This is a genomic window from Falsiroseomonas oryziterrae (genome assembly GCF_021864505.1).
GTDB lineage: Bacteria > Pseudomonadota > Alphaproteobacteria > Acetobacterales > Acetobacteraceae > Falsiroseomonas > Falsiroseomonas oryziterrae.
The window spans coordinates 1-20,026 of record NZ_JAKJIB010000014.1 but is presented as its reverse complement, the minus strand read 5'-3'; the positions used below and the strand labels follow the sequence as shown (position 1 = coordinate 20,026).

The 20,026-nt window shown below is 69.2% G+C and carries 19 protein-coding genes, 1 tRNA gene and 1 pseudogene; 12 read left to right on the top strand and 9 right to left on the bottom strand.

Going from position 1 to position 20,026, the window contains the following annotated elements:
* Positions 1-34 precede the first annotated feature (34 nt).
* Positions 35-532 (top strand): sigma factor, encoded by a 498-nt coding sequence (locus tag L2I40_RS02840; protein ID WP_237213346.1) that lies wholly within the window; start codon positions 35-37, stop codon positions 530-532.
* Here the strand turns inward: L2I40_RS02840 and L2I40_RS02835 are convergent.
* Entirely contained in the window at positions 512-964 is a 453-nt protein-coding gene (locus tag L2I40_RS02835; RefSeq protein ID WP_272910926.1) for an OsmC family protein, read from the bottom strand. The genes L2I40_RS02840 and L2I40_RS02835 overlap by 21 nt on opposite strands.
* 209 nt (positions 965-1,173) lie before the next feature.
* Complete coding sequence (locus tag L2I40_RS02830; RefSeq protein ID WP_237213344.1) at positions 1,174-1,542, bottom strand: hypothetical protein; 369 nt, start codon at positions 1,540-1,542, stop codon at positions 1,174-1,176.
* A gap of 299 nt (positions 1,543-1,841) precedes the next feature.
* Here L2I40_RS02830 and L2I40_RS24435 point away from each other — a divergent pair, with 299 nt between their 5' ends.
* Both L2I40_RS24435 and L2I40_RS02825 read left to right on the top strand, forming a co-directional pair.
* On the top strand, positions 1,842-1,976 hold the full coding sequence (locus tag L2I40_RS24435; RefSeq protein ID WP_272910925.1) for a hypothetical protein: 135 nt from the start codon (positions 1,842-1,844) through the stop codon (positions 1,974-1,976).
* Positions 1,977-2,027: 51 nt separating this feature from the next.
* On the top strand, positions 2,028-2,651 hold the full coding sequence (locus L2I40_RS02825; protein ID WP_237213343.1) for a M35 family metallopeptidase: 624 nt from the start codon (positions 2,028-2,030) through the stop codon (positions 2,649-2,651).
* A 156-nt stretch (positions 2,652-2,807) separates the two neighbouring features.
* Here L2I40_RS02825 and L2I40_RS02820 read toward each other — a convergent pair whose 3' ends face one another.
* Together L2I40_RS02820 and L2I40_RS02815 are read right to left on the bottom strand one after the other, a co-directional pair.
* On the bottom strand, positions 2,808-3,500 hold the full coding sequence (locus L2I40_RS02820; protein ID WP_237213342.1) for a CBS domain-containing protein: 693 nt from the start codon (positions 3,498-3,500) through the stop codon (positions 2,808-2,810).
* 136 nt (positions 3,501-3,636) lie between these two features.
* Positions 3,637-4,257, bottom strand: a complete 621-nt coding sequence (locus L2I40_RS02815; RefSeq protein ID WP_237213341.1) for an antibiotic biosynthesis monooxygenase — start codon at positions 4,255-4,257, stop codon at positions 3,637-3,639.
* 408 nt (positions 4,258-4,665) lie between these two features.
* Here L2I40_RS02815 and L2I40_RS02810 point away from each other — a divergent pair, with 408 nt between their 5' ends.
* The gene (locus tag L2I40_RS02810) at positions 4,666-5,913 is read left to right on the top strand and encodes a cation:proton antiporter (RefSeq protein WP_237213340.1); all 1,248 of its coding nucleotides are present in this window, start codon (positions 4,666-4,668) and stop codon (positions 5,911-5,913) included.
* A 43-nt stretch (positions 5,914-5,956) separates the two neighbouring features.
* Here the strand turns inward: L2I40_RS02810 and L2I40_RS02805 are convergent, their stop codons facing one another.
* From L2I40_RS02805 to L2I40_RS02795, 3 genes are all read right to left on the bottom strand, one after another.
* The gene (locus L2I40_RS02805; RefSeq protein ID WP_237213339.1) at positions 5,957-7,174 is read right to left on the bottom strand and encodes an extracellular catalytic domain type 1 short-chain-length polyhydroxyalkanoate depolymerase; all 1,218 of its coding nucleotides are present in this window, start codon (positions 7,172-7,174) and stop codon (positions 5,957-5,959) included.
* A gap of 135 nt (positions 7,175-7,309) precedes the next feature.
* Positions 7,310-7,729 carry a CopG family transcriptional regulator gene (locus tag L2I40_RS02800; RefSeq protein WP_237213338.1) on the bottom strand — a complete coding sequence of 140 codons (420 nt, stop codon included), beginning with the start codon at positions 7,727-7,729 and terminating at the stop codon, positions 7,310-7,312.
* 128 nt (positions 7,730-7,857) lie between these two features.
* Complete coding sequence (locus L2I40_RS02795) at positions 7,858-8,307, bottom strand: hypothetical protein (protein WP_237213337.1); 450 nt, start codon at positions 8,305-8,307, stop codon at positions 7,858-7,860.
* Between the two features lie 395 nt (positions 8,308-8,702).
* Here L2I40_RS02795 and L2I40_RS02790 point away from each other — a divergent pair, with 395 nt between their 5' ends.
* Positions 8,703-9,176, top strand: a complete 474-nt coding sequence (locus L2I40_RS02790; RefSeq protein WP_237213336.1) for a hypothetical protein — start codon at positions 8,703-8,705, stop codon at positions 9,174-9,176.
* Positions 9,177-10,057: 881 nt separating this feature from the next.
* Entirely contained in the window at positions 10,058-10,228 is a 171-nt protein-coding gene (locus tag L2I40_RS02785) for a hypothetical protein (RefSeq protein ID WP_237213335.1), read from the top strand.
* A 64-nt stretch (positions 10,229-10,292) separates the two neighbouring features.
* On the opposite strand, the pseudogene L2I40_RS02780 reads toward L2I40_RS02785, so the two are convergent.
* Positions 10,293-11,404, bottom strand: a pseudogene (locus L2I40_RS02780) (IS3 family transposase).
* Between the two features lie 357 nt (positions 11,405-11,761).
* Here L2I40_RS02780 and L2I40_RS02775 point away from each other — a divergent pair.
* The 6 genes from L2I40_RS02775 (at position 11,762) to L2I40_RS02750 (ending at position 19,942) form a co-directional block, all read left to right on the top strand.
* A complete protein-coding gene (locus L2I40_RS02775; protein ID WP_237213334.1) occupies positions 11,762-12,085 on the top strand; it encodes a hypothetical protein in 324 nt (107 codons plus the stop codon).
* Positions 12,086-12,261: 176 nt separating this feature from the next.
* Positions 12,262-13,428, top strand: a complete 1,167-nt coding sequence (locus tag L2I40_RS02770; RefSeq protein WP_237213333.1) for a bifunctional DNA primase/polymerase — start codon at positions 12,262-12,264, stop codon at positions 13,426-13,428.
* A 352-nt stretch (positions 13,429-13,780) separates the two neighbouring features.
* On the top strand, positions 13,781-14,686 hold the full coding sequence (locus L2I40_RS02765) for a hypothetical protein (protein ID WP_237213332.1): 906 nt from the start codon (positions 13,781-13,783) through the stop codon (positions 14,684-14,686).
* 845 nt (positions 14,687-15,531) lie between these two features.
* Positions 15,532-17,157, top strand: a complete 1,626-nt coding sequence (locus tag L2I40_RS02760; RefSeq protein WP_237213331.1) for a tyrosine-type recombinase/integrase — start codon at positions 15,532-15,534, stop codon at positions 17,155-17,157.
* Complete coding sequence (locus tag L2I40_RS02755) at positions 17,154-18,287, top strand: hypothetical protein (RefSeq protein WP_237213330.1); 1,134 nt, start codon at positions 17,154-17,156, stop codon at positions 18,285-18,287. The genes L2I40_RS02760 and L2I40_RS02755 overlap by 4 nt, the downstream gene beginning before the upstream one ends.
* Positions 18,284-19,942 (top strand): recombinase family protein, encoded by a 1,659-nt coding sequence (locus tag L2I40_RS02750; RefSeq protein ID WP_237213357.1) that lies wholly within the window; start codon positions 18,284-18,286, stop codon positions 19,940-19,942. The genes L2I40_RS02755 and L2I40_RS02750 overlap by 4 nt, the downstream gene beginning before the upstream one ends.
* Here the strand turns inward: L2I40_RS02750 and L2I40_RS02745 are convergent.
* A tRNA-Met gene (locus L2I40_RS02745) sits at positions 19,899-19,975 on the bottom strand. The genes L2I40_RS02750 and L2I40_RS02745 overlap by 44 nt on opposite strands.
* Between the last annotated feature and the right edge of the window lie 51 nt (positions 19,976-20,026).

Sequence of the window (20,026 nt, the reverse complement as noted above, 5' to 3'; positions counted from 1 at the left end):
ACGGGCGGCGGTCAGTGGCGTTCATACGATTGATGTGCAGAACCACCACGACGTCTTCGACCTTCAGCTGATTTCCCTCCTTTCGCGCCTCCGTACCCAGGCTCTCGCCCTGACGCGCAACCCGAGCGCGGCGTCCGACCTCGTGCAGGACGCCGTGCCGAACGCGCTGGGTGCGCGCGACAGCTTCACGCCCGGCACCAGCTTCCCGGCATGGATGCACAGGATCCTGCGCAACCGCCTCATCAGCGCCACGCACAAGCGCCGGCTCGTTGCCGACCTGCGACTGCCGGTGAACGGCTGGCGGGCAGGCATGGACAGCGCCATTGCTCAATCGGGAAGGGCCAGGCTGCTGCATTGCACGCTCGAAGGTTACGTGCCCACCCTCGAAGCGGAGGCGATCATGGGCCAGGCCGAGCGCGGCGAGGCGGGGATGCGCGCGGTCACGGCTTTCTGCAAGCGCGCCGCGGATCTCGACTCGCCGAAGCGAAGCGGAGAACCCCTGCGCGTCCCGCTAGCCCTCCGTCAGGGATGACAAGGCCACGCTCAGCTGCGTGCCATCGTGCAGCGTGCTCGCCACCTGCGAACGCAGCGTCGCGCGCGCGACGAGAGCCGCCAGCGCATCCCGCGGTGCATCCGCGTTGATGTGGACGGCGACGCGCACCTCGTCGAAGCCGAGCGGTGGCGGATGCGCATCGTCCATACGGGCCGCCGCCAGCTCCGCTTCCACGTCCAGCGCGAGGCCGGACAGGGTGATGCCCTGCGCCACCGCGCCGGTCCGGATCGCAGCGGCAAGGCAGGAGCCGAGCGCGGCAAGCAGCAAGTCCAGCGGCTGGTGCGCCGGGTCCGGTCCCGGAAGCCCGCCAGGCTGGTCAATGATGATGGGCGGCAGGTCGCGGATATGGTTCGTCAGACGAGAGCATCCCCCGGCCACGGTGCGGCAACGGAGCGTGCGCGAAGGGCTCATCGCAGCGCGGCCAGCCACAGCATGCCGCGCGGATCGGCGCAAAGGGCTGGCCTGTCGGGCAGAACGTGCAGGTTGCGCAAGGCGGTTGTCCTTGGTTCGCCGAGCAAACTGGCTGGCGCTTGTGAGCACAAGGGCGACACATGGGGTTTCCGCGGGCAGATAGCGCGGCACAAAGTCGGCACGTCGCCGTGCGACGATGCACCGGCAACTCACAACCCGAATGCCTCTGCCTCCCATGGACCACGGACGAAATCGGCGACCTTGAAGGCGCCGCTATCGGCCCAGAGAAGGCGCATGACCCTGTGGCCCGCGTGCCGGACATCCAGGCCATAGGGCAGGTCCGGCACGCTGTGCTGCTGCGAGAGCGCGTGACGGTAGCCAGGCGAGGCAGGCTCGGCCGGCGATGGGTCATTGAAGGGCGTCCAATGCTCGATCGTCAGCTCTCCTGCCTGGAGGACGATGAGCCTCACCGCGTCGCGCTGCACCTGGAGCGTTCCGCGTTTACGGACCAACGGCACCAGATGGTCGCGGATGGCGAGCGCCGGACCATCACTCGAGGATGCCAGTCTGAGCGTCACCTCTGCCTCCGCCCCTGTCGCTGCCGCCGCCCGTTGCAGCCCCTGCCCTGCTCAACGCATCGGCCCGTGTCGAGTCGCTTTCACCGTCCGCCCTGAAGCCAAACGGCAAGCCAGCGTCGCACAACGCATCATGCCACGCGATACCAATCGACCATTCGATACGCCCGCTGAGCAATATTCTACACAATGAAGTGCTGCGAATTTTGTAGTGAATTTATTGATCCCAAATATTTTGCGTCAATATGACTCAGTCCTGCACTTCCCTAGCGAGCGCAGTATTTTGGAAAGGAGGCGGCATCATGCTTCGCCTCATCTTCACTCTCTTGGCAATCCCGCTCTTGGCTGCCACCGCCTGCGCCCCGATGGGAGACACGACGCCGAAGGTCGCTGCGCCCATGGAGACGAACTACAACAACGGTAACGGTGGGGCCTGACGCCCAGAGCCCACTGCTGTCCAGGCGCGACCGACGCCGGCAGCAGCCGGGGTGACGAAGAGGTTTCGTCACCCCTTCGTGCCTCATTACCCGGGTTGGCCCGGCCCGCCGGCGCTCGCGCTGCTCCTGCTGCTTGGCGGCTGCACCGCAGCAAGGGAAGACGAGGTCCACAGGCTCTCGCTGCTGGACACGGCCTGCTCGGCGGCGCAGCGCGCCATCATCGACGACGCAATGGCCACGGCTCGCGTCCATCTCGCCCGTGCAATCCGTCTGGTGCGCGGCGATCCGCCCCACCCGCATATCCAGCGATGGTTCGGCACTGCGCATCGCTCCCTCGTGCTTTCGACGCTCGCGGCGACTGCGGAGGCGATGGCGCCTCCGCTTGGCCTCGATCTGCGGTGCAACAATGCGCTGCGCTGCATGGCCGGCATCGTCGCCTATGCGAGTCCGGCCGGACGACTTGTTGCGGTCTGCCCGCCCTTCTTCAGTGCCCCGGACGAAGGTCAGGACTCACGCTACGGCGCCCTTATACACGAGATGACACACGTCGCGGCCAACACCGCCGACCACGCCTACCAGCCGGCAGCGGCGGAACGGCTGCCGAAAGTGGCGCCGCTTCGCGCTGCGGACAATGCGGACAACTACCAGTACTTCGTTGAAACGCTGCCGCGCTGAAGAGTTGGCCGCTGGAAGCGGATATCGCCCGGCGACACAAGCTCCCATCACGCCGGCCTTCTGGTTCCAGAGTCCATCGTGGTCTGTCGGTCGCGATCGGTGTTTCGTGGCCGTGCCGAAGGGCAGGTCTGCCCAGCCGAGCGCCGACGTCCAGACTCAAGCCGACATGCTCCCGGGCGGAAGTTCCCTCGCATTGTCCACGACGCGCCTGACGCCCGGGACGCTCGCGATCAGGGCGCAGAGGGCCCGGCGGACCGCATCCGACCGGTGGTAGCCCCCAAGCTCCACGATCCCGCCCCGCACGTCGACGGACAGCAGCGGGGCCTCCGCCCAGACCTGCTGGCGCATGCGCGCAGAGATCGCATCTCGGATCGCCTGGTCCGACGTGTCGGTCGGCTGCTCCGCAGGTCCGGCAGGCAGCAGCGCGCGCAACAGATCCGTACGTGAGATCATGCCCACAACCCGTCCATCCCGCAGCACGGGAAGGCGTTGGATGCCGTGCTCCTCGAGCAGGCGTGCGGCGTGCTCGGCGGTGCTGTCCTCCGCAACGGCCCAGACCGGGCGTGTCATCACGTCGCGCGCCGTTGCACCGTGGGCGCGCGCGTAGCGCTCGGCGGCACGGTCGTAGTCCTCGAACCAGCTCCGCAGCCAGCCAGTCGGCACCTCGTCGGCGAGTACCAGCCGCCGCAGCAGATCCGCCTCGGTCACGATACCCAACAGGGCGCCGGAAGCCTCGAGCACCGGCACTGCGCCGATACCGCGGTCCGACAGGAGATCGACGATGGCCCCGACCGGAACATCGGGCGACACCGAGCATACGCCGGCCTTCATCAGATCACGGACGAGCATGCTCGCCTCCCATGCCGAAAGGCCACGCCCGCACATGGCGACCAGCGAGGAGCACCGCACCGGCGCGCCGCCATCAAGAAGGGGCGAGAGGCGCGATGAGCTGCACGGGGGACGACCGGCTGCGAAATCGCCCTGTTCACGCGGTGCAGAGCCGTGCGGCATCGAGGCTGGCCACATAGCTCGCCCCCGCAACCACGTCTGGCGCCGTGGGGAAGATGTCCGCCATCTGCTGCAATATGACGTCCCGCACCAGCTCGTGCGCCGCCATGGCCGCCCTCCGGCTGTCCCAGAGACTGACGGCAGCGACATGGTCGGGATGCCGCTCGTCCCGGAGCGCGAAGCAGCCGCGGAAGCCGGGCTGTCTTTGCATGAGCGGGACGGTCAGGCCGCGGAGGCGCGGGATCACCTCCTCGCCCGGTGCCGCGCCGGCGTAGAAACGAATCGTGACGTAGAGCGGCGTGTCGGCCGTCGCCATGCCGCCGTGGTCGTGGCCGGACTGCGCGAGTTCTATCACGCCTGCGGTGACATCGACGCCGCTCTCGGCGACGGCCAGACCGCCTTCCAGAGCGACGCTTGCGGTCTGCCGATCCGAGAACAGGCCGACCGATACGGGCAGCCCGGCCTCGTCCAGGAACGCCAGGTATCCCGCGAACCCCGGCTGTCGCTGCAACCGCGGGAGAATCAGCCGGCGCGCCTCCTCGGTCAGGGCCATGACGCTGCGCCCTTCGCCGGGATGCCGTCGGATGATCGCGTACATGGTTGTCCCTCCTGCCCAGGCTGATTCAGCGGGCGGCGAGCCATCAAGTTCACAGGATGTAACGCTGCGCGCAGGCCGCAATTCCCATGTGCGTTTGCAACGCAGTGGGAGCCTGCGCGCGCGATCCTGACCGGATGCCGGACACTGGGCGGGGGGGGCTCCGCATGAGGTCAAGCTGGACGCGGACGGCTACGTGCAGGTGAACGGCGAGAGCACCTGCATCCTGCGCAACCTTGGGAGCCCCGGACGAGGAACAGCACCGCGTCTGAGCCTGCAGGTGACCGGACTGCCAGCGCCTTCCCTCCTGCTTCGCCGCTTCGGCTCGGCTCGAAGCCGCGGGGAGGTCTCCCGGTATCCGTCCTAGTGTCCGGCTGATCCGGCGCACCCCGAACGAGGACGCTACAGCCCATGGAACCCTACGCACTGCTCATGATCGGCGCCGGCGTGCTGATCGTCATGATCGCCTGGCTCCCTATGGCGCTTACGGCGCTGCCGCTGTCGCTCCCGATGGTCTGCGTGGCACTCGGCTTCGGGCTGTTCCAACTGCTTCCCGGCGCGCAGCCGCTGCCGCTGCACTTCCCGATCGCGACCGAGCGTTTGTCAGAGGTCATCGTCATCGTCGCGCTGATGGGATCCGGGCTGAAGCTGGACCGGCGGCTGGGGTGGCGGTCCTGGATGCTCACCTGGCGGCTGCTGGCGATCGCCATGCCACTCTCGATTCTCGGCATCGCGCTGATCGGCCATGGCTGGCTCGGGCTCGGTCTGGCAGCCGCGCTGCTGCTCGGCGCCGTGTTGGCGCCCACCGACCCAGTGCTCGCCGGCAGCGTGCAGGTCGGCCCGCCGGATACGGGGGCGGAGGATGAAGTGCGCTTCGCCCTGACATCCGAGGCCGGGCTCAACGACGGTCTGGCCTTCCCCTTCGTGAACCTCGCCCTGGCGCTCGCTCTCGGTGCGGCGCTCGAGCCAGGCGTGCCGGGCTGGGTCATGCAGTGGCTGGTGGTGGATGTGGGTTGGAAGATCGGTGCGGGCGTGCTTCTCGGCTGGGCGACGGGGCGCGGCTTCGGATGGGCGATGTTCCACCTGCCCAGGAGCGCGCAGCTCTCGCGGACCGGCGACGGGTTCGTGGCACTGGGCGCGACATTCCTGGCCTATGGCGCGACCGAGGCGGCGCATGGCTACGGTTTCGTCGCCGTATTCGTCGCCGCATTGGCGCTGCGCGACGCCGAACGCCGGCACGCCTTCCACGAACGCATGCACGACTTCACCGAGCAGACCGAGCGGCTCTTGATGATGGTGCTGCTGGTGCTGTTCGGCGGAGCGCTCGCGGGCGGCCTGCTCGATGCGCTCACCATCGAAGGGGCCATGGCGGGGCTCGCCGTGCTGCTCCTCGTCCGGCCAGCGGCCGGGCTGATCGGAATGGCCGGCGCCGCGCACCCGTTCCGAGAACGCGCGGCTATCGCCTTCTTCGGTATCCGCGGCCTGGGCTCCTTCTACTATCTCGCCTATGCGCTCAACAGGGTGGAGATCCCCGAGGCGGAGGCCCTCTGGGCCGTGGTGGGATTCATCGTGCTTGCATCCATCGCCATGCACGGCGTCACCGCGGCCGGAGTCATGCGCTGGCTCGACCGCCGGCGCGCTGCTGCGGACCAGACATGATCCGCAGCGCGGCCGGGAAGTCCGCCACCCGCTGGCCGGCGCGTTATGCGCGCTGGTGCTCCAGGAAGAACCGCAACATCGCGCGGGAGGCGTCCGGCCCGCGAGGATCTGTGTAGGACCCGCTCGCGCTGCCGCCCGACCAGGCGTGGCCTCCGCCATGAACCAGCCATTGCTCAAGCAGCACGCGTCCCTCGCCATCCGTGTGCAGCGTGCGGCTCCAGGCGTGGCCGCCCGGCTGCTGGCCTCGCTGCACCTCGGTCTTCAGGCTGCGGGCGCCCGACTGGGCGATGACGTGGTCGCCGTTGACAGGGTGAACGGTGGTGTCGTGGTCGGCATGGAAGACGATCGTCGGCACGACCCGCCCGCCGCGCGAGCCAGGGAACGGACCGCCCTGGCGCATCGCGGCGAAGGCCGAGGGCATGTCGCGCGCTGCACCGCAGGCCAGGCCCGAATGGACGCCGACCGCGGCGTAGATCTCCGGGTAGGCCATCCCCATGATCGCCGCCTTCGCCCCGCCCGCCGAGAGCCCGGCGACATAGACACGGCGCGGATCCGCTCGATGCGCTCGGATGACCTGCTGGGTGATGCCCGCGATCAACGAAGGCTCGCCCGCGTCGCGCTGCTGGTCGGCCGGGTTGAACCAGTTCCAGCACCGCTGCGCATTCGCCGATTGCGACTGGGCAGGATAGGCGACCAGCAGCCCGTGCTCCTCGGCCAGCGCGTTCATTCGCGTACCGGCTGCGAAGTCGTCCGGTGACTGCGTGCAGCCATGCAGCATGACGACCAGCGGCGGCGTCGCGCCGGCGGTGAGGCTTGCCGGGATGTAGAGCTTGTAGCTGCGGCTGCCCGCTTCGTTCGCGTAGGCCTCGGGCTCGAAGCGGGCGCCTTCCGGCAGCGGTTCCGGTGCGCGCCTCGGCGCGCGGCGCGACCTGCCGCCCGGCGCGGGGCGTACGATCTTCTCGCCCAGGCGGCCGAGCAGGCCGCGCAGCCGCTCCTTCACACTGTCCTCCGCCCTGGCGGTACCGCCCGCCTCCTCCGGCACGGCGCGGGGCGCCACCGGCGCGCCTGTCACGGGATCGATGTCGACGACGCGCCGGGCAGGCCCCGCTGCCGGCATTGCCTCGGGCGGCGGCGGCGCAGGCGTGACCTGGAGCGCACGCTGGATCAGGGCCGTCGCCTCCGCCAGCCGGCCTTCGCGGGTGAGGCGCGTGGCCTCCGTCATGGCAGCGGTCGAAAGCGGCTTCGTCGAAAGCGGATTCATGGAGTGTCCTTCCAATGCAGGCGCAGGTCGCAAGGCACCCTGGGACCGGGCTGCCACGGGACCGGTGAGGAAATCGATCGGCTGGAAATTCGCCGTCGCCCGGGACGCATGGGCGACGGCGATGTCTGCAGTCGCTCAGCCCGTACGGTCGGCGAGGGCGGCCTTCACCGCAGCACTGGCCTGGAGAGCACCGAGCACCGTGACTGAGGCGATCGTCGCCAGGGCGAGTTCGGCCGTGACGTCCGGCGCGATGCTCGCTAGGCCGAGCACCCGGATGTCGAGCATCCGTCCGCTTGCACGCACGGCCTCAAGATCTCCGCGGCTGTAGTGTCGCAGGCCGACGTCGAGGCTCCTGCGCGTCATGGATTGCCGCGCCGCCTCCGAGTGGCGCTCGACTTGGTTGCGGATGGCCGTCCGGATGAAGTCCGTCCGGTTCGCGTAGAAGCCGTCCTGGACCAGCAGGTCGATATGGCCGAGGTCCACATAGCCGAGGTTGATGGTGATCTTCTCGCTGTCCCCGCCCTTCGGCCGGAGCACGTGCACATTACCGGCCATTCCGCGCCTCACCATCCAGGTGGATGGCATATGGATGGCCGAACCGCCGCGGTAAGGACGACGACAGCTTCGTGATCGTCCCGTGGCCGGCGGCTCTGCTCGCCTACACACCGCGTGGAGCGGCGAGCCTAACAGCGCCCTCCGGCGCACCAAGCAACGTCCTGGCGCCTATCCGCGTCGGGCGTCGCGGATGCCGGCCCACCTCGGGTAGACGGGCCGAGCAGACGGATCACGTCGGCAGCCAGGATGCTGGACGGGATCGGCTCCGCCTCCCGGTCCTGCTGATGCCTGATGACGACGTGAGCCTTTGCCACCAGGCCCTGAACGGTCGCCGGCGCCGTGACCAGGATTGCATCAAGCATCGCCTGGTAGTCGTGCGCCCCGCGGCTGAGCTCCAGGTAGCCAGCGTCCACGTCATTGGACCATTCCAGCCGGTCGAGGCGTTCACCCTCTCTCGTGCGTGCGTCGGCCTGTCCGAGGAACTCGGCGCACAACCTGATCAGGTGCCCATCCACACCATCCCGGGACGACTCCCGCAGGCGCTCCGCCCCGGCGATCCCCTCCTTCTCCGCGACCATCGCGCGATCTTCCCCAAAATCGCAGGGTCGACCGTGCGGCAGCGTTGAAGCGGCGGTCAAGTCCGCTCGGTCAGCACGGCTGCCGATCGGCCGAGGGCGGAGCGCAGCCTGGTTGCAACGGGCTGTCGCCGTAGGCAGGCCGCCAGAACTCGCATGTCCTTGCGATGCGGCGGCAACTCGCCCTCGGCACCGAGATGGCGCCCTTGCCCTCAGCCGCTGGCCCGCACCGCGCGTTATCAGGCGTCGGGTGAGCCGCGTCGTGGGCACGCACCCGCATTGGCCGGCGCAGCTTGGACGCGCAGGCAGGGATGCGACAGCCTGGTCCCGTCGCTGCCCAACATCGGCGCCGCATCACGAAAAGGCCGCGTCGCGACAAGGAGGAAGGAGGCGACAGCATGACCGACATGGACCTGGGCAACAGCCGGCGCGCCCTCGCCGTGGCAAGCCGCCTGCTGAGGGAAGCCGGGATCCGGCGTGTCTGGATCGAACAGGGAGGACCCCGTGGCGCCGCGTTCCTGGTCGAGACGGAGACACCCGGCCCGACCCCCTCGGATCCGCCGCCCGAGGCCGTCGCCGCGCTGCGCCGGGCTCTCATCGGTCTTCACGCGCCGCGCTGGCAGGCACGGGACGGATCCGACATTCCGGATGCATTGGTCGTCTGCCGCGTCAGCGAACCAGACACAGCCTGGTCGCACGGTGTTGATTCGATCGCTTGGCCGCCTGCCGAGATCGCCCTGGCGCTCGAGCGCGACGTCCAGCGCGGCGGTGAACATGGCAGGCGCCTGTCTGACGTCGTCGCGGAGCTGGTCCGACTGGAGCAAAGAAGTGGCGCGAGCACAGCCGGAACGCCGCCTGAGAGCGACAGCTGATCGCAGACCCCCGGGCATAGACCGGAGCTTCGGACCGACGCGCCATCGAGGTCGACTCGATGCACGCGATGGTGTTCCGGCGCACGCTGTTAATGCCCTGCGTGCATCACGATCTCCTGTGGACAGGCGCACGCGGTGCACCTCGCTCCACAAGCGCCGCGATGATGCGCTGAGCCGCGATCCTCGCGGCCGAATGATCCTGGATTAGCCGCGTCATGAAGCCCAACAATGCTGACGAGATTGCCGATCGCGCCGCCGAGGAACGGAGCGAAAACGAGGGCATGCCGGAGCATGTGGCCAAGGCACGTGACCCGGTCCGATGGGCCGCGGGTCGCCGCGCGCGAGTGAGCCCGCGCCGGCCCGATCGCGCCGGCATCCTCGGCTTCGCCTTCATCGCCTGTGCGGCAGCAGCCGCGTTGACTGTCGCTCGCGACGCTTACCGCTGGGTGCGGCCGGGACGATCAGGCGCGGCCGCGCCGTCGAACGCTCCCGCTCCTCCACGCCCGCCCGGTACGCGTGCGGCTGGACAGCCGGCCACACCGCCGACCTGCTGAGACAGGAGACACAGATGGCCAAGGGCGAGACATGGAAGGGCCGACGGGTGAATAAGCAAAAGCGACCGAAGACAAAGCCCGTCACTGTCCCATCACCCTCCGCAGCGGCTCGGGTGCAGGCTGCGCCTGGATCTCCGAAGAAGCGCTAGCCGAACCCACACTGATTGGAGCGGCCGCCTCGGGAGAGAGCAGGATCGGACCGACTGCCGCAGCGCGCCGCGCTGGCGGCGTGAACGCCGACCGGCGCACGGCTACCAGGTACTGGATTGCGTTACGGTTCGATGACGCTCCCGAGCGCGTGACTTGCTTCTGGTCAGGGAGATGACAATGCAGATCCACACGCGACTTCCATATCTGGAACCCTTCACCGACTTTGTGTCGGAGCACCGCTTCCGCATTGTCATGGCGGTGTGTCTCGTGGCGATCGCGATCATGGTGGGAGTGATCCACGTCACGATCGGCCTCGGCCCGATCTGGGCTGTGCGAGCGGGGCTGTAGGATTTCGTGGAGCACACAGGCAACGGCCTGGATGCAGTTGACCCTGCCCCCTAATTGCCCTCGTTTATGAGCGGAGCCTGTTCTCCATTTGCCCCGACGTGGGGCGATTTGCAAAGGCTGCTGGGGTGAGCCCATTCAGGCTCGTGTGTGGGCGGGTCGTGTTGTAGTCGCTCCTCCATGCTTCGATGATTCGACGCGCCGCGGGCAGGCTGCCGAATAGGTGCTCATTCAGGCATTCGCCGCGGAACCGGCCGTTGAAGCTTTTGACGGACCCGTTCCGCTGCGGCTTGCCCGGCGCAATGTAGTGCCAGGCAACACCGCGCTCCTGCTGCCAGCGCAGCATCGCGTGCGAGGTCAGCTCGGTGCCGTTGTCGCTGACGATCATCGCCGGGCGGCCGCGCAACGCCACGAGCCGGTCGATTTCACGCCCGACGCGCAGCCCCGACAGCGAGGTGTCCGCCACCAACTCCAGACACTCGCGGGTGAAGTCGTCCACCACCGCCAGAACGCGGAACCGCCGCCCGCAGCCCAGCGCGTCCGAGATGAAGTCCAGCGACCAGCGCTGGTTGATCCCCTGCGGCAGCACCATCGGCGCCCGCGTGCCGAGCGCGCGCTTGCGCCCGCCCCGTCGACGCACGCCGAGGCGTTCCGCCCGCTACAGGCGGAACAGCTTCTTGTGGTTCAGCCGGTGTCCCTCCCGCGCCAGCAGGATGTGCAGGCGCCGGTAGCCGAACCGCCGGCGTTCATTCGCCAGGGCTCGCAGCCGAACGCGGACCTCGCCGTCGTCGGCGCGCCGCGAGACATAGCGGAACGTCTTCGGTGCCAGGCCGACGAGCTGGCAGGCGCGCCGTTGCGAGTAGTCCTTCTCCTCGATCGCCCAGGTCACGGCGTTTCTCCGCGAGCCGGGCGTCAGAAGTTTTTTGCCAACATCTCCCGCAGCGTCGAGACGTCGAGCATGGATTCCGCCAGCAGCCTTTTCAGCCGCGCGTTCTCCTCCTCGAGACTCTTCAGCTTGCGGGCATCCGACACCTCCATGCCCCCGTACTTCGACCGCCAAGCGTAGAACGTCGCCTCGCTGATCCCGTGCTTGCGGCACAGATCCGGCGCCGTCGCGCCCGCCTGGTGCTCCTTCAGCACCCCAATGATCTGCTCCTGCGTGAACCTCGATCGCTTCATCATCCGTCTCCCTTCGACGGACCCTAGCTCAGGGCGGGGACATCCATGGGGGCAGGGTCACGCCCAACTCGGTGATCATGACGAAGCGCCCGCACTCCAGCATCCACCGCCTTCTCCCGCCTCTCAGCCTGTCCGCGCTGCTGCAAAGTGAGGTTCAACTGATCCGCCTCGGTCCGCGACCTCCCACGTCTCGGGCCCGAAGCAGATAGTTCAAGCAATTTTATTTCGGGCACGCCCTTGGGTTCTGTGTGGCGGTGAGCACCTAGCCGTCGGTGCAGGCGGAATTGACCGCCTTGCGACCGGCAGAGCCGCCAAGTGCGCCCCTGCACATCTCCCACCGACAATCAGGACATCACCATGACCAACGGCATCCCTGCCGGGGGCGCGCTCGGCCGCGTTCGCCCGGAGGACATCATCATCGCGCAGGACCACCTGTACGAACTGACGATTCACCTCGGCATGATCTCCCGCCGGGCAGACGACGAGGTGGCGCGCGTGCTCGCGTCCCACGACCGCATCACCGTCCGCGAGGCGATCGATGCGTGGCGTGCGGTGAACCGCTCGCTCATCGAGGCGATCTATCGCCTCGACTGGATCCAGACGACGATCCGCTCCCAGCGGGACGGCATCCTCGAAGCTCTGGAAGCGAAGGCGGCTCAGGAGCGACGCGAGCTGAATTGACGAAGGCCCCCCATCCACACCGGATGGGGGGCCTTTTGTCGTTGGTGGCGATCGTCCACCTCCTCGCGTGGCCACTGCTTCGAGCCGTTCGCGCAACTTGGTCACACGCACGTGGTTCCGCCGCATGCTCGCGCCCAGACAACCGCAGCGCTCATCGGCCAAGGCAGGGCGGCCGCATGACCCACCATGCGCCACCTCCCCCCTTCCCGCAGATCCAGCCATCGTCCGAGACGACGCGGCCACCGAGCCCCTTCGAACGTCTCGCTCTCGAGCTTCACGACAAAGGGCTGGTGCCCGTCGCATGCGGCGGCTCCGACGGGAAACGACCCGACCGCCGCTTCAAGACCTGGAACAGGGCCCGATCGCGCCGCACCATCGAGCAGTTGGTCCATCGACGCAGCTTCCCGACGCACAACATCGGCGTCGCCACAGGGTGCGGCGCGAGGCCGGTGACGATCATCGACTGCGACGACGTGGCGCTGGCCGACGCTGTCCTGGAGGCATGCGGCCCGACGCCGCTCATCACCGCGACGCCGTCCGGCGGACGGCACTTCTGGTACGCGTACGCCGGTGAGCGGTGCGAGAACCTTCGCAGCGATGGACTCCCGATCGACATCAAGGGGGTGGGCGGCTTGGTCATCGTCCCGCCGAGCTGCCGGCTGCCTGGTCCGGACCACCCCGGTGGCGTGTACGCATTCATCTGCGGCGACTGGTTGAGCCTCGCGCACCTCACGCCAATGCGGCCGGACGCTCTCGACCGCCTCGACGACCTCGCCGCTCCTGACCGCGCAGAAGCGCCCCTCACGGACGCCAAAGTCTGCTCGCCGATCGACGAGATCATCAAGATCATCGCCAAAGGCGAGCGCAACATCCGGCTCTTCCGCCTGGCGCTCCGCGACGCACCGTCCGCCGGCTCAGCCGAGGAGCTCGGGGCGATCCTGCAGGAGCGGAACAAGACCCAGTGCCGCCCACCGCTGCGCCACAAGGAAGTCTTGCGCATCGCTCGGAGCGCCTGGCGCTACCAGGAGGAGGGGCGGAACTGGGTGGGATCGGCGGGAGTGGCCCAGCTGCCGCGCGCCGAGTTCAAGGCGCTCCGAAGCCCTGAGGCGCTTTGGCTGCTCGCCACGCTTCGCTTCGCGCACGGCTCGCGTCAGGGGACCTTCGCCATCTCGCCGAAGGCGATGGCGCGCGCGGACGCCGCGCGCGGATTGGGTGCCGCCACGATCCGCGACTCGGTGCGCGAGCTGCTCGATGCCGGTCTGCTCGAGCAGGTGCATCGGGGCGGAAAGGGAAAGGGCGACGCGTCGAAGTACCGTCTCCGCCCGCTGTCAACGCGATCGTGATGGGCGATCCTGCGAGCGGCAACAGATCGCATCGTTCCGAACTGCAGTCACGTGCGCGACGTTCGCCGCAGACGACGAAAGCGAGGCAAGTGCTCGGGTCCGGAACCCAATGTAACCTGACACACGAAGCTTCGCTTCTCCTGCGGCCGACCCGCACGCCGGCTGCGAACCACACCGCGTTAGGGTTCGCATTCCAAACCCAATGTAACCCACGCCGGACGCGCTCTTGCGCGTCGCGCGCAGGCGGGTGGAGAGGGAGGCTGCAGCGGGCGTGATGCTCGTTGCAGCAGCTCGAAGGTGAGGAGCGACGGGCTGCGCTCCGCGTCCTCCTCGATCGACGGCAGCCACTGCCATGAAGGCCAACTTCAACTCTCGACGCGCGTACCCGCCCGTCGCCGAGCCCCGCTATATCAACGATCGCGGCATCATCCTTCTCTACGACGAGGAGGGCTTCCCGGGTTACCTCCGGAGCGCGACGCTGCTCGCGACGATCGCTGAGCCGCCCCGCTTCGCCGGTGACCCACGGCACGAGCGCCTCGTCACGGCCTTCTGCCGGGTGTTCCTCCACGGGCTCGAGCAACGCGACCCGACCCTCTTCCGCTCGCCGCTCGCCGATCCACTCTCCCGCGCCTACCGCAGCCTCGACCTCGCGGAGGCCGAGCGCCTCGTCGAGCAGGCTCGGCTGGAGATCAACCGCCGGCTCGGCGCCAGCCACACGCTGCTGCCGTTCATCTGGGAGGCGCTCCAACAGATCGGCATCCCGGTCGCCCACGCGCGCCCGCCCGGCACGGCGTTGCGCAACATGGAGCGCACGCTGCGCCACGAGGCCGACCGGCTCGAACAGCTCGCGGCGAGGCTCGGCGCGCCAGTGCAGCGGCGCTTCCGGATGGGGCTGGAGCAGATCCAGGACAAAGCCTTCATCACGGACGTGCTGACGCCGACGCAGCCGGTCCTGCACATCGTCTTTGCCTTCGACCACGTCATGCAGGAGGTGGAGTCGACGGCGCGATCCGTCCTGACCCCTGCGCAGGCCGAAGCCCTCGCGATCGACGTCCGCGGACCGCAGCTCTCGGGTTTCGCCTTCGAACGCGATCCCTTCTTTGCCGACTACGTTGCGAAGCTCAGCGCGATCTACGAACTCGCGCTCCCGCACCTGCGGGTACAGCGCCCGGACGCCGATCGGGTGGTGCGCCTTCGTCCGCGCGCTCTCGTGGTTCCGAATGCGACGACGGACGGCGGAACCGTGACGCTCCACTAGGCCCGTAACCCACTGCGCCATGAAGGTGGCGCAGCCAACGACCAGCGGGCCGACGACCGGCTCCGGCATCGACCGACTCCCGACCGGCCAAAGGGAGGCGCTCGTCGCGCTGGTCCGGGCCCTCGCTCGTGCAGCAGCGGCGGAGGCCTTTCGTGCTGCGGCGCGGACCGAGGCGGGCCTCGGGGCAGCCGACGCAGCGGCGGTGGTCGATGACGATCGCCTCTTCGCCCCTCCGTCGCCCGCGAAGGCACGCCTCTGATGGGGCGGCGCGGGACAGGCCGAACGCCGCGCATCACCCAATGGACTTCGCCCGGTGCTTGCTCCCCTGGCTCCCCGGCGGTCCTACCCGACCTCCTCGTCACCGAGCAGGTTAAGGCGCTCCTGCGGATTGATGATCGCGCCCTCTACGACTGGGGCCGGCGCGGCTGGCTGACGCCGAGGAAGCTCGGGCGACGGAAGTTCTACAGCGCCGAGGAAGTGCTCCGGCTACTTCGTGAGGGCACACCAAAACATGCGCGCAAAAAGAAGAAGTAAGCGGTCGGACTTCACGGCAGTCGGCTGCCTAAACCGGTCTCAAACAGTGGTATGCGCGCAAGAAATTCCGGCAGATGCCGGTGTCTTCCGGTGACGAGGATTTGCCCATGAACTCCTTCTCTGGCCGAAAGCGCCTCCTGCAATCGACGGCGATCTCCGCCTTCCCGACCACCGCGGCCGACGCCCTCCGCGACCTCGACGGCTGGACCGACATCCCCGAGCGGCGCCGGCGCGACCTGCGCGCGGCGCTCCGGCTGCTCGGCCGGGCGAGCGGCCGCCCTCTGGACCTCGTCCCGCTCACGCCGGAGGCTGTGCGCGATCTCCTCGGCCGCAAGACGCCCGCCGCGCTCGACGTCAGCCAGGGGACGCTCCGCGCCTATCGGAGCAGCCTCCGCTTCCTGCTGCGCCGCATGGGGCTCCTGGCTACGCCGAGCCTCGCAGTTGCGGAACTACCGGCCGACTGGACCGCTCTCCTCGACCTCCTGCCGAACCGCTTCGCCCGCATGTCGCTCGGCGGCTTCGCCGCCTTCTGCGGCGGCAGAGGCATCGTGCCGGCGGAGGTCGATGACGCGGCCCTGCAGGCCTTCGCGGAGCATCTGCGGGAAGCCGACATCAGGATCACCGCCTGGGACCGCGCCCGCCGGGCGGCGGCCACGTGGAACAGGGCCGCGGAAGCCGTACCCGGATGGCCCAACCGGCGCCTCGGCGGCGTGCAGAGCCGTCAGCAGCGCTACGCCCCCGCGTTCTCCACCTATCCGGCCTCGCTCCAGCAGGAGATAGCCCGCTTTGCGGAGCGGCTCGCCGGCACCGCCCCGGGCGGTGGCTCGGGCCTCTTTACCGGCGACGGTCCGCCGGTGCCCTTGCGCCCTGGGGCGATCCGTTCGCACCTGGCCGCCCTCCGCCTCGCGATGGCCGCCTTGGTCCACACCGGCACGCCGGCCGAGGAGATCACCGGCCTCGCCTACCTCGTCGAGCATCGACGACGCGCGATCGAATGGCACTACGAGCGCGCCGGCCGGCGGGCGAGCCACATCACGGGCGCAATCGCAAGCGTGCTGAACATCATCGCGAAGTACGAGTTGAAGCTCACCGGAGAGGCGCTGCGCGTCATTCTCGACGACCTCAGGCGGGCCCATCCACCGCGACAGCGCGAGATGACGGCCAAGACCGCAGCGCGCCTGCGTGAACTCGAGGACCCGGCGCGTGCTGTCGCCCTCGTCCGGCTGCCGGAGTTGCTCATCGGCATCGCAGCGCAGACCCGCGACGGCTGGGTGGACTCCCGTGGTGTCGAGCACCCGCCGCAGCCCAAGCGTGCCGCGTGGCTCGCCTCGATCGCCGTCGCCATCGAGATCCTGCTCCATTGCCCGTTGCGGCTGTCCAACCTCGCCGCCCTGCGCCTTGGCGTGCACCTGCAGACGGACGGAGGCCGCCGCGGCGACCGCCCGACGCGCCTGGTGGTGGAACCGCACGAGGTCAAGAACGGCGCGCGGATCGAGTGCCGGCTGCCGGCGTCCACCTCGAGCCTCATCGCGCATTACGTCGCGAAGTTCAGGGGACTCATTGCGCACCCCGGCTCCGACTGGCTGCTGCCGTCGCGCGATCACGCCGATCGGCCGCGCGACAAGACGACGCTCGGGACAGCGATCACCGATACCGTGCACGAGCACATCGGAGTGCGCATGAACGCGCACCTATTCCGGGCTTTCGCGGGCGCGCTCATCCTCGAGGACGCTCCGAACGCGATCGATGACCTCCGCGATGTGCTCGGTCACAAGGGGTACGACACCGGGCTCCGGCACTACCGCTCGGTATCTGCCAAGGGCGCGTCGCAGCGGCTCGCTGCGCTCATCAGCCGCAAGCGCTCGCTGTCCGGGATCACGAGCACGAGCAGCAAGACGCGCCCCGCTGCGCTCCGGCCTGGTCGGAGGCGGCGTTGAAGCGCGGGCGTACCCTCTCCATCGGCCTCCATGACTGGCCTGAGCTTGATCGCGCAGGTTGGCAGCGCGCGCTTGCCCCGTCCCGTGGCCTCTACGACGCAGGCGGAGCGGCAGAGCGACGCAGCCCGCGCGGGCTCGACAAGGTCTCCGGCGGCTACGCGGCTTGGTTGTCCTTCCTGCGCCGGCGAGGCGAACTCGATCCGGTTCAGAGCCCCGCTGCGCGCGTCACGCCCGCGCGGCTTGACGCTTGGATTGATGAACAGCGAGCACGCGGCGTGCGCGACAGCACCATCCACTCGCGCCTCCGCGACCTGCACGGCGCGCTCCGCCTGATCGAGCCAGGCGTCGACGTGGACTTCATCATACGTCCGCGCGGGTTCGGCCTCCGTCGCGCGCTGCCGCCGGTACCGAAGCCCTTCAGCATCGTCGAGTCCGGGGAGCTGCTCCGCCGCGCTCTCGAGCTATTCGAGGCCGGCCGGCGCGGGGAGCGCTATGCTGGCGGCGCCGCGGCGATCCGCGACGCCGCCCTGCTCGGGCTCCTCGCCGCCCACGCGCCTCGGATCGGCTCGATCGCCGCGATGCGGGTCGGCGTGCAGCTCCGCCGCACCGGCGAGGGATACACGGTCGACTTCGGCGAGGAGGACATCAAGACGCGCAGGCGCCTCTCCTACGACCTGCACCCGGCCCTCGTGCCCGTGTTTGATGTTTACGTCGCCGATGCCCGTCCGGCGCTCGGCGGGAGTGGGACCGAGACGCTGTGGTGCGGCACCAAGGAGCGAGCGCTCGGGGTCGGTGGCCTGAGCAAGATCGTCTTCCGCCGCACAAGGGAGTGGCTCGGGGTCGCGCACGGTCCGCATTGGTTCCGGAAGTGCCTGCGCACAACGGCGGCGCGATACTCGCCGGAAGCAGCCCTCGATGCAGCTGCGCTGCTGGGCCACGGTGCCGAGGTGTCCGTTCGGCACTACATGGAGGCCGGCGCCACGGCCGCGCTCGAGCGGCACGCCAAGCGGATCGCGCACCGGCGCGAGCGGGGCCGGCTGCTGGCCGAGCGGTTCTTCGCGGAAGGCGAGCGAGCTCGACGACGACTCGACTACAATCACCCGGCCTCAGACGAGGAGACCTCGCCATGACACGGCGCGCGGTGACCTATGCCCGGTTCAGCAGCGACCTGCAGAACCCGCGCTCGGCGGCCGACCAGACGCGCGCCTGCCAGCTCTATGCCGAGGCGCAGGGCTGGGTGGTTGTCGGCTCCTACGAGGATCACGCGATCAGCGGCGCCAGCGTGCACCGGCCCGGCTTCGCGCAGCTGGTCGCGGATGCCGGCGCAGGGCGGTTCGATGTGGTGGTGACGGAGGGGCTCGACCGGCTGAGCCGCAAGCTGGCCGACATCGCGACGCTGCACGAGCGGCTGGGCTTCCTCGGGATCCCGATCCACACGATCCAGCACGGCGTCATCACGCCGATGCACATCGGCCTGGTCGGCACGATGTCGCAGCTTCACCTGTCGGATCTGAGGGCAAAGACCCGGCGCGGGCTCCGGGCGGTCGCCGAGGGCGGGCGGAGCGCCGGCGGGCTCACCTACGGCTACCGGGTGGTGGGCGGCGATGCCCCCCGCGGACGGCGGGAGATCGATCCGGTGCAGGCCGAGGTCGTGCGGCGGATCTTCCGCGACTACGCCGCGGGTCTGTCGCCCAAGCGCATCGCACTCGCGCTGAACGAGCAGGGGCTCCCGGGGCCGCGCGGCGGCGCCTGGGCGCCGAGCGCGATCAACGGCGACCGCGGCAAGGGCACGGGGATCCTCAACAACGAGCTGTACATCGGCCGCCAGGTCTGGGGCCGGCGGACCTGGATCAAGCACCCGGAGACCGGCCGGAGGCTCGCGCGCCGCGCGGCTGCGGCGGAGGCGGTGGTCACCGAGATCCCCGAGTTGCGGATCGTCGCCGACGAACTCTGGGCGGCCGCCAAGGCCCGCCAGGAGGCGCTGGACCGCAAGGGCGCGACGACGGGAGTGGAGGCGCCCAAAGGGGCGTTCTGGGCCAAGCAGCGGCCGCGGTATCTGTTCTCGGGGCTGATGGTGTGCGGCGCCTGCGGCGGCGGCTTCTCCAAGATCTCGGCGGCGCACTTCGGCTGCTCGACGGCTCGCAACAAGGGCCCGACCGCCTGCACCAACCGGCTGACGGTCCGGCGCGACCACCTGGAGGAGACGGTGCTCGGGGCGCTGCGCGAACGGCTGATGGACCCCGACCTGTTCCGGGACTTCGTGGCCGAGTTCACCGCGACGTGGAACCGGCTGCAGGCGGAGGCGTCGGCGGGCCTGACCACCAAGCGCGCTAAGCTCGAGCGGGTGCAGGCGGGGATCGATCGTGCGGTCGATGCCATCGTGGCAGGCACGGCGTCATCGTCGCTCAAGGCGCGGCTCGAGGAGCTGGAGCGGCGTAAGGCAGCCTTGGAGGCCGAGCTGGCGGGGGCCGAGGCGCCTGCACCGCGGCTGCACCCCAACCTGGCGGAGGTCTACCGCGAGCGGATCGCCGAGCTGTCGCGCGCGCTGGAGTCCGAGGATGCGGCGCAGGCGCGGGAGGTGGTGCGGGGTCTGGTGGAGGCGATCCGGCTGGTGCCCGAGGTGGGCCAGCTGCGGATCGAGGTCCGCGGCGCGCTGGGGGCGATCCTGGCTTTGGCGGAGGGTGCCCGAAACGACAAACGCCTCGGCTGTGTTGCCGAGGCGTTGTTGGTGCAAATCAAGATGGATGCGGGGACAGGATTTGAACCTGTGACCTTCAGGTTATGAGCCTGACGAGCTACCGGGCTGCTCCACCCCGCGTGGGTGTGTGTGTCTCTTGGGTTCCGGCCGGGTGGCCCGGCGGCGACCTAC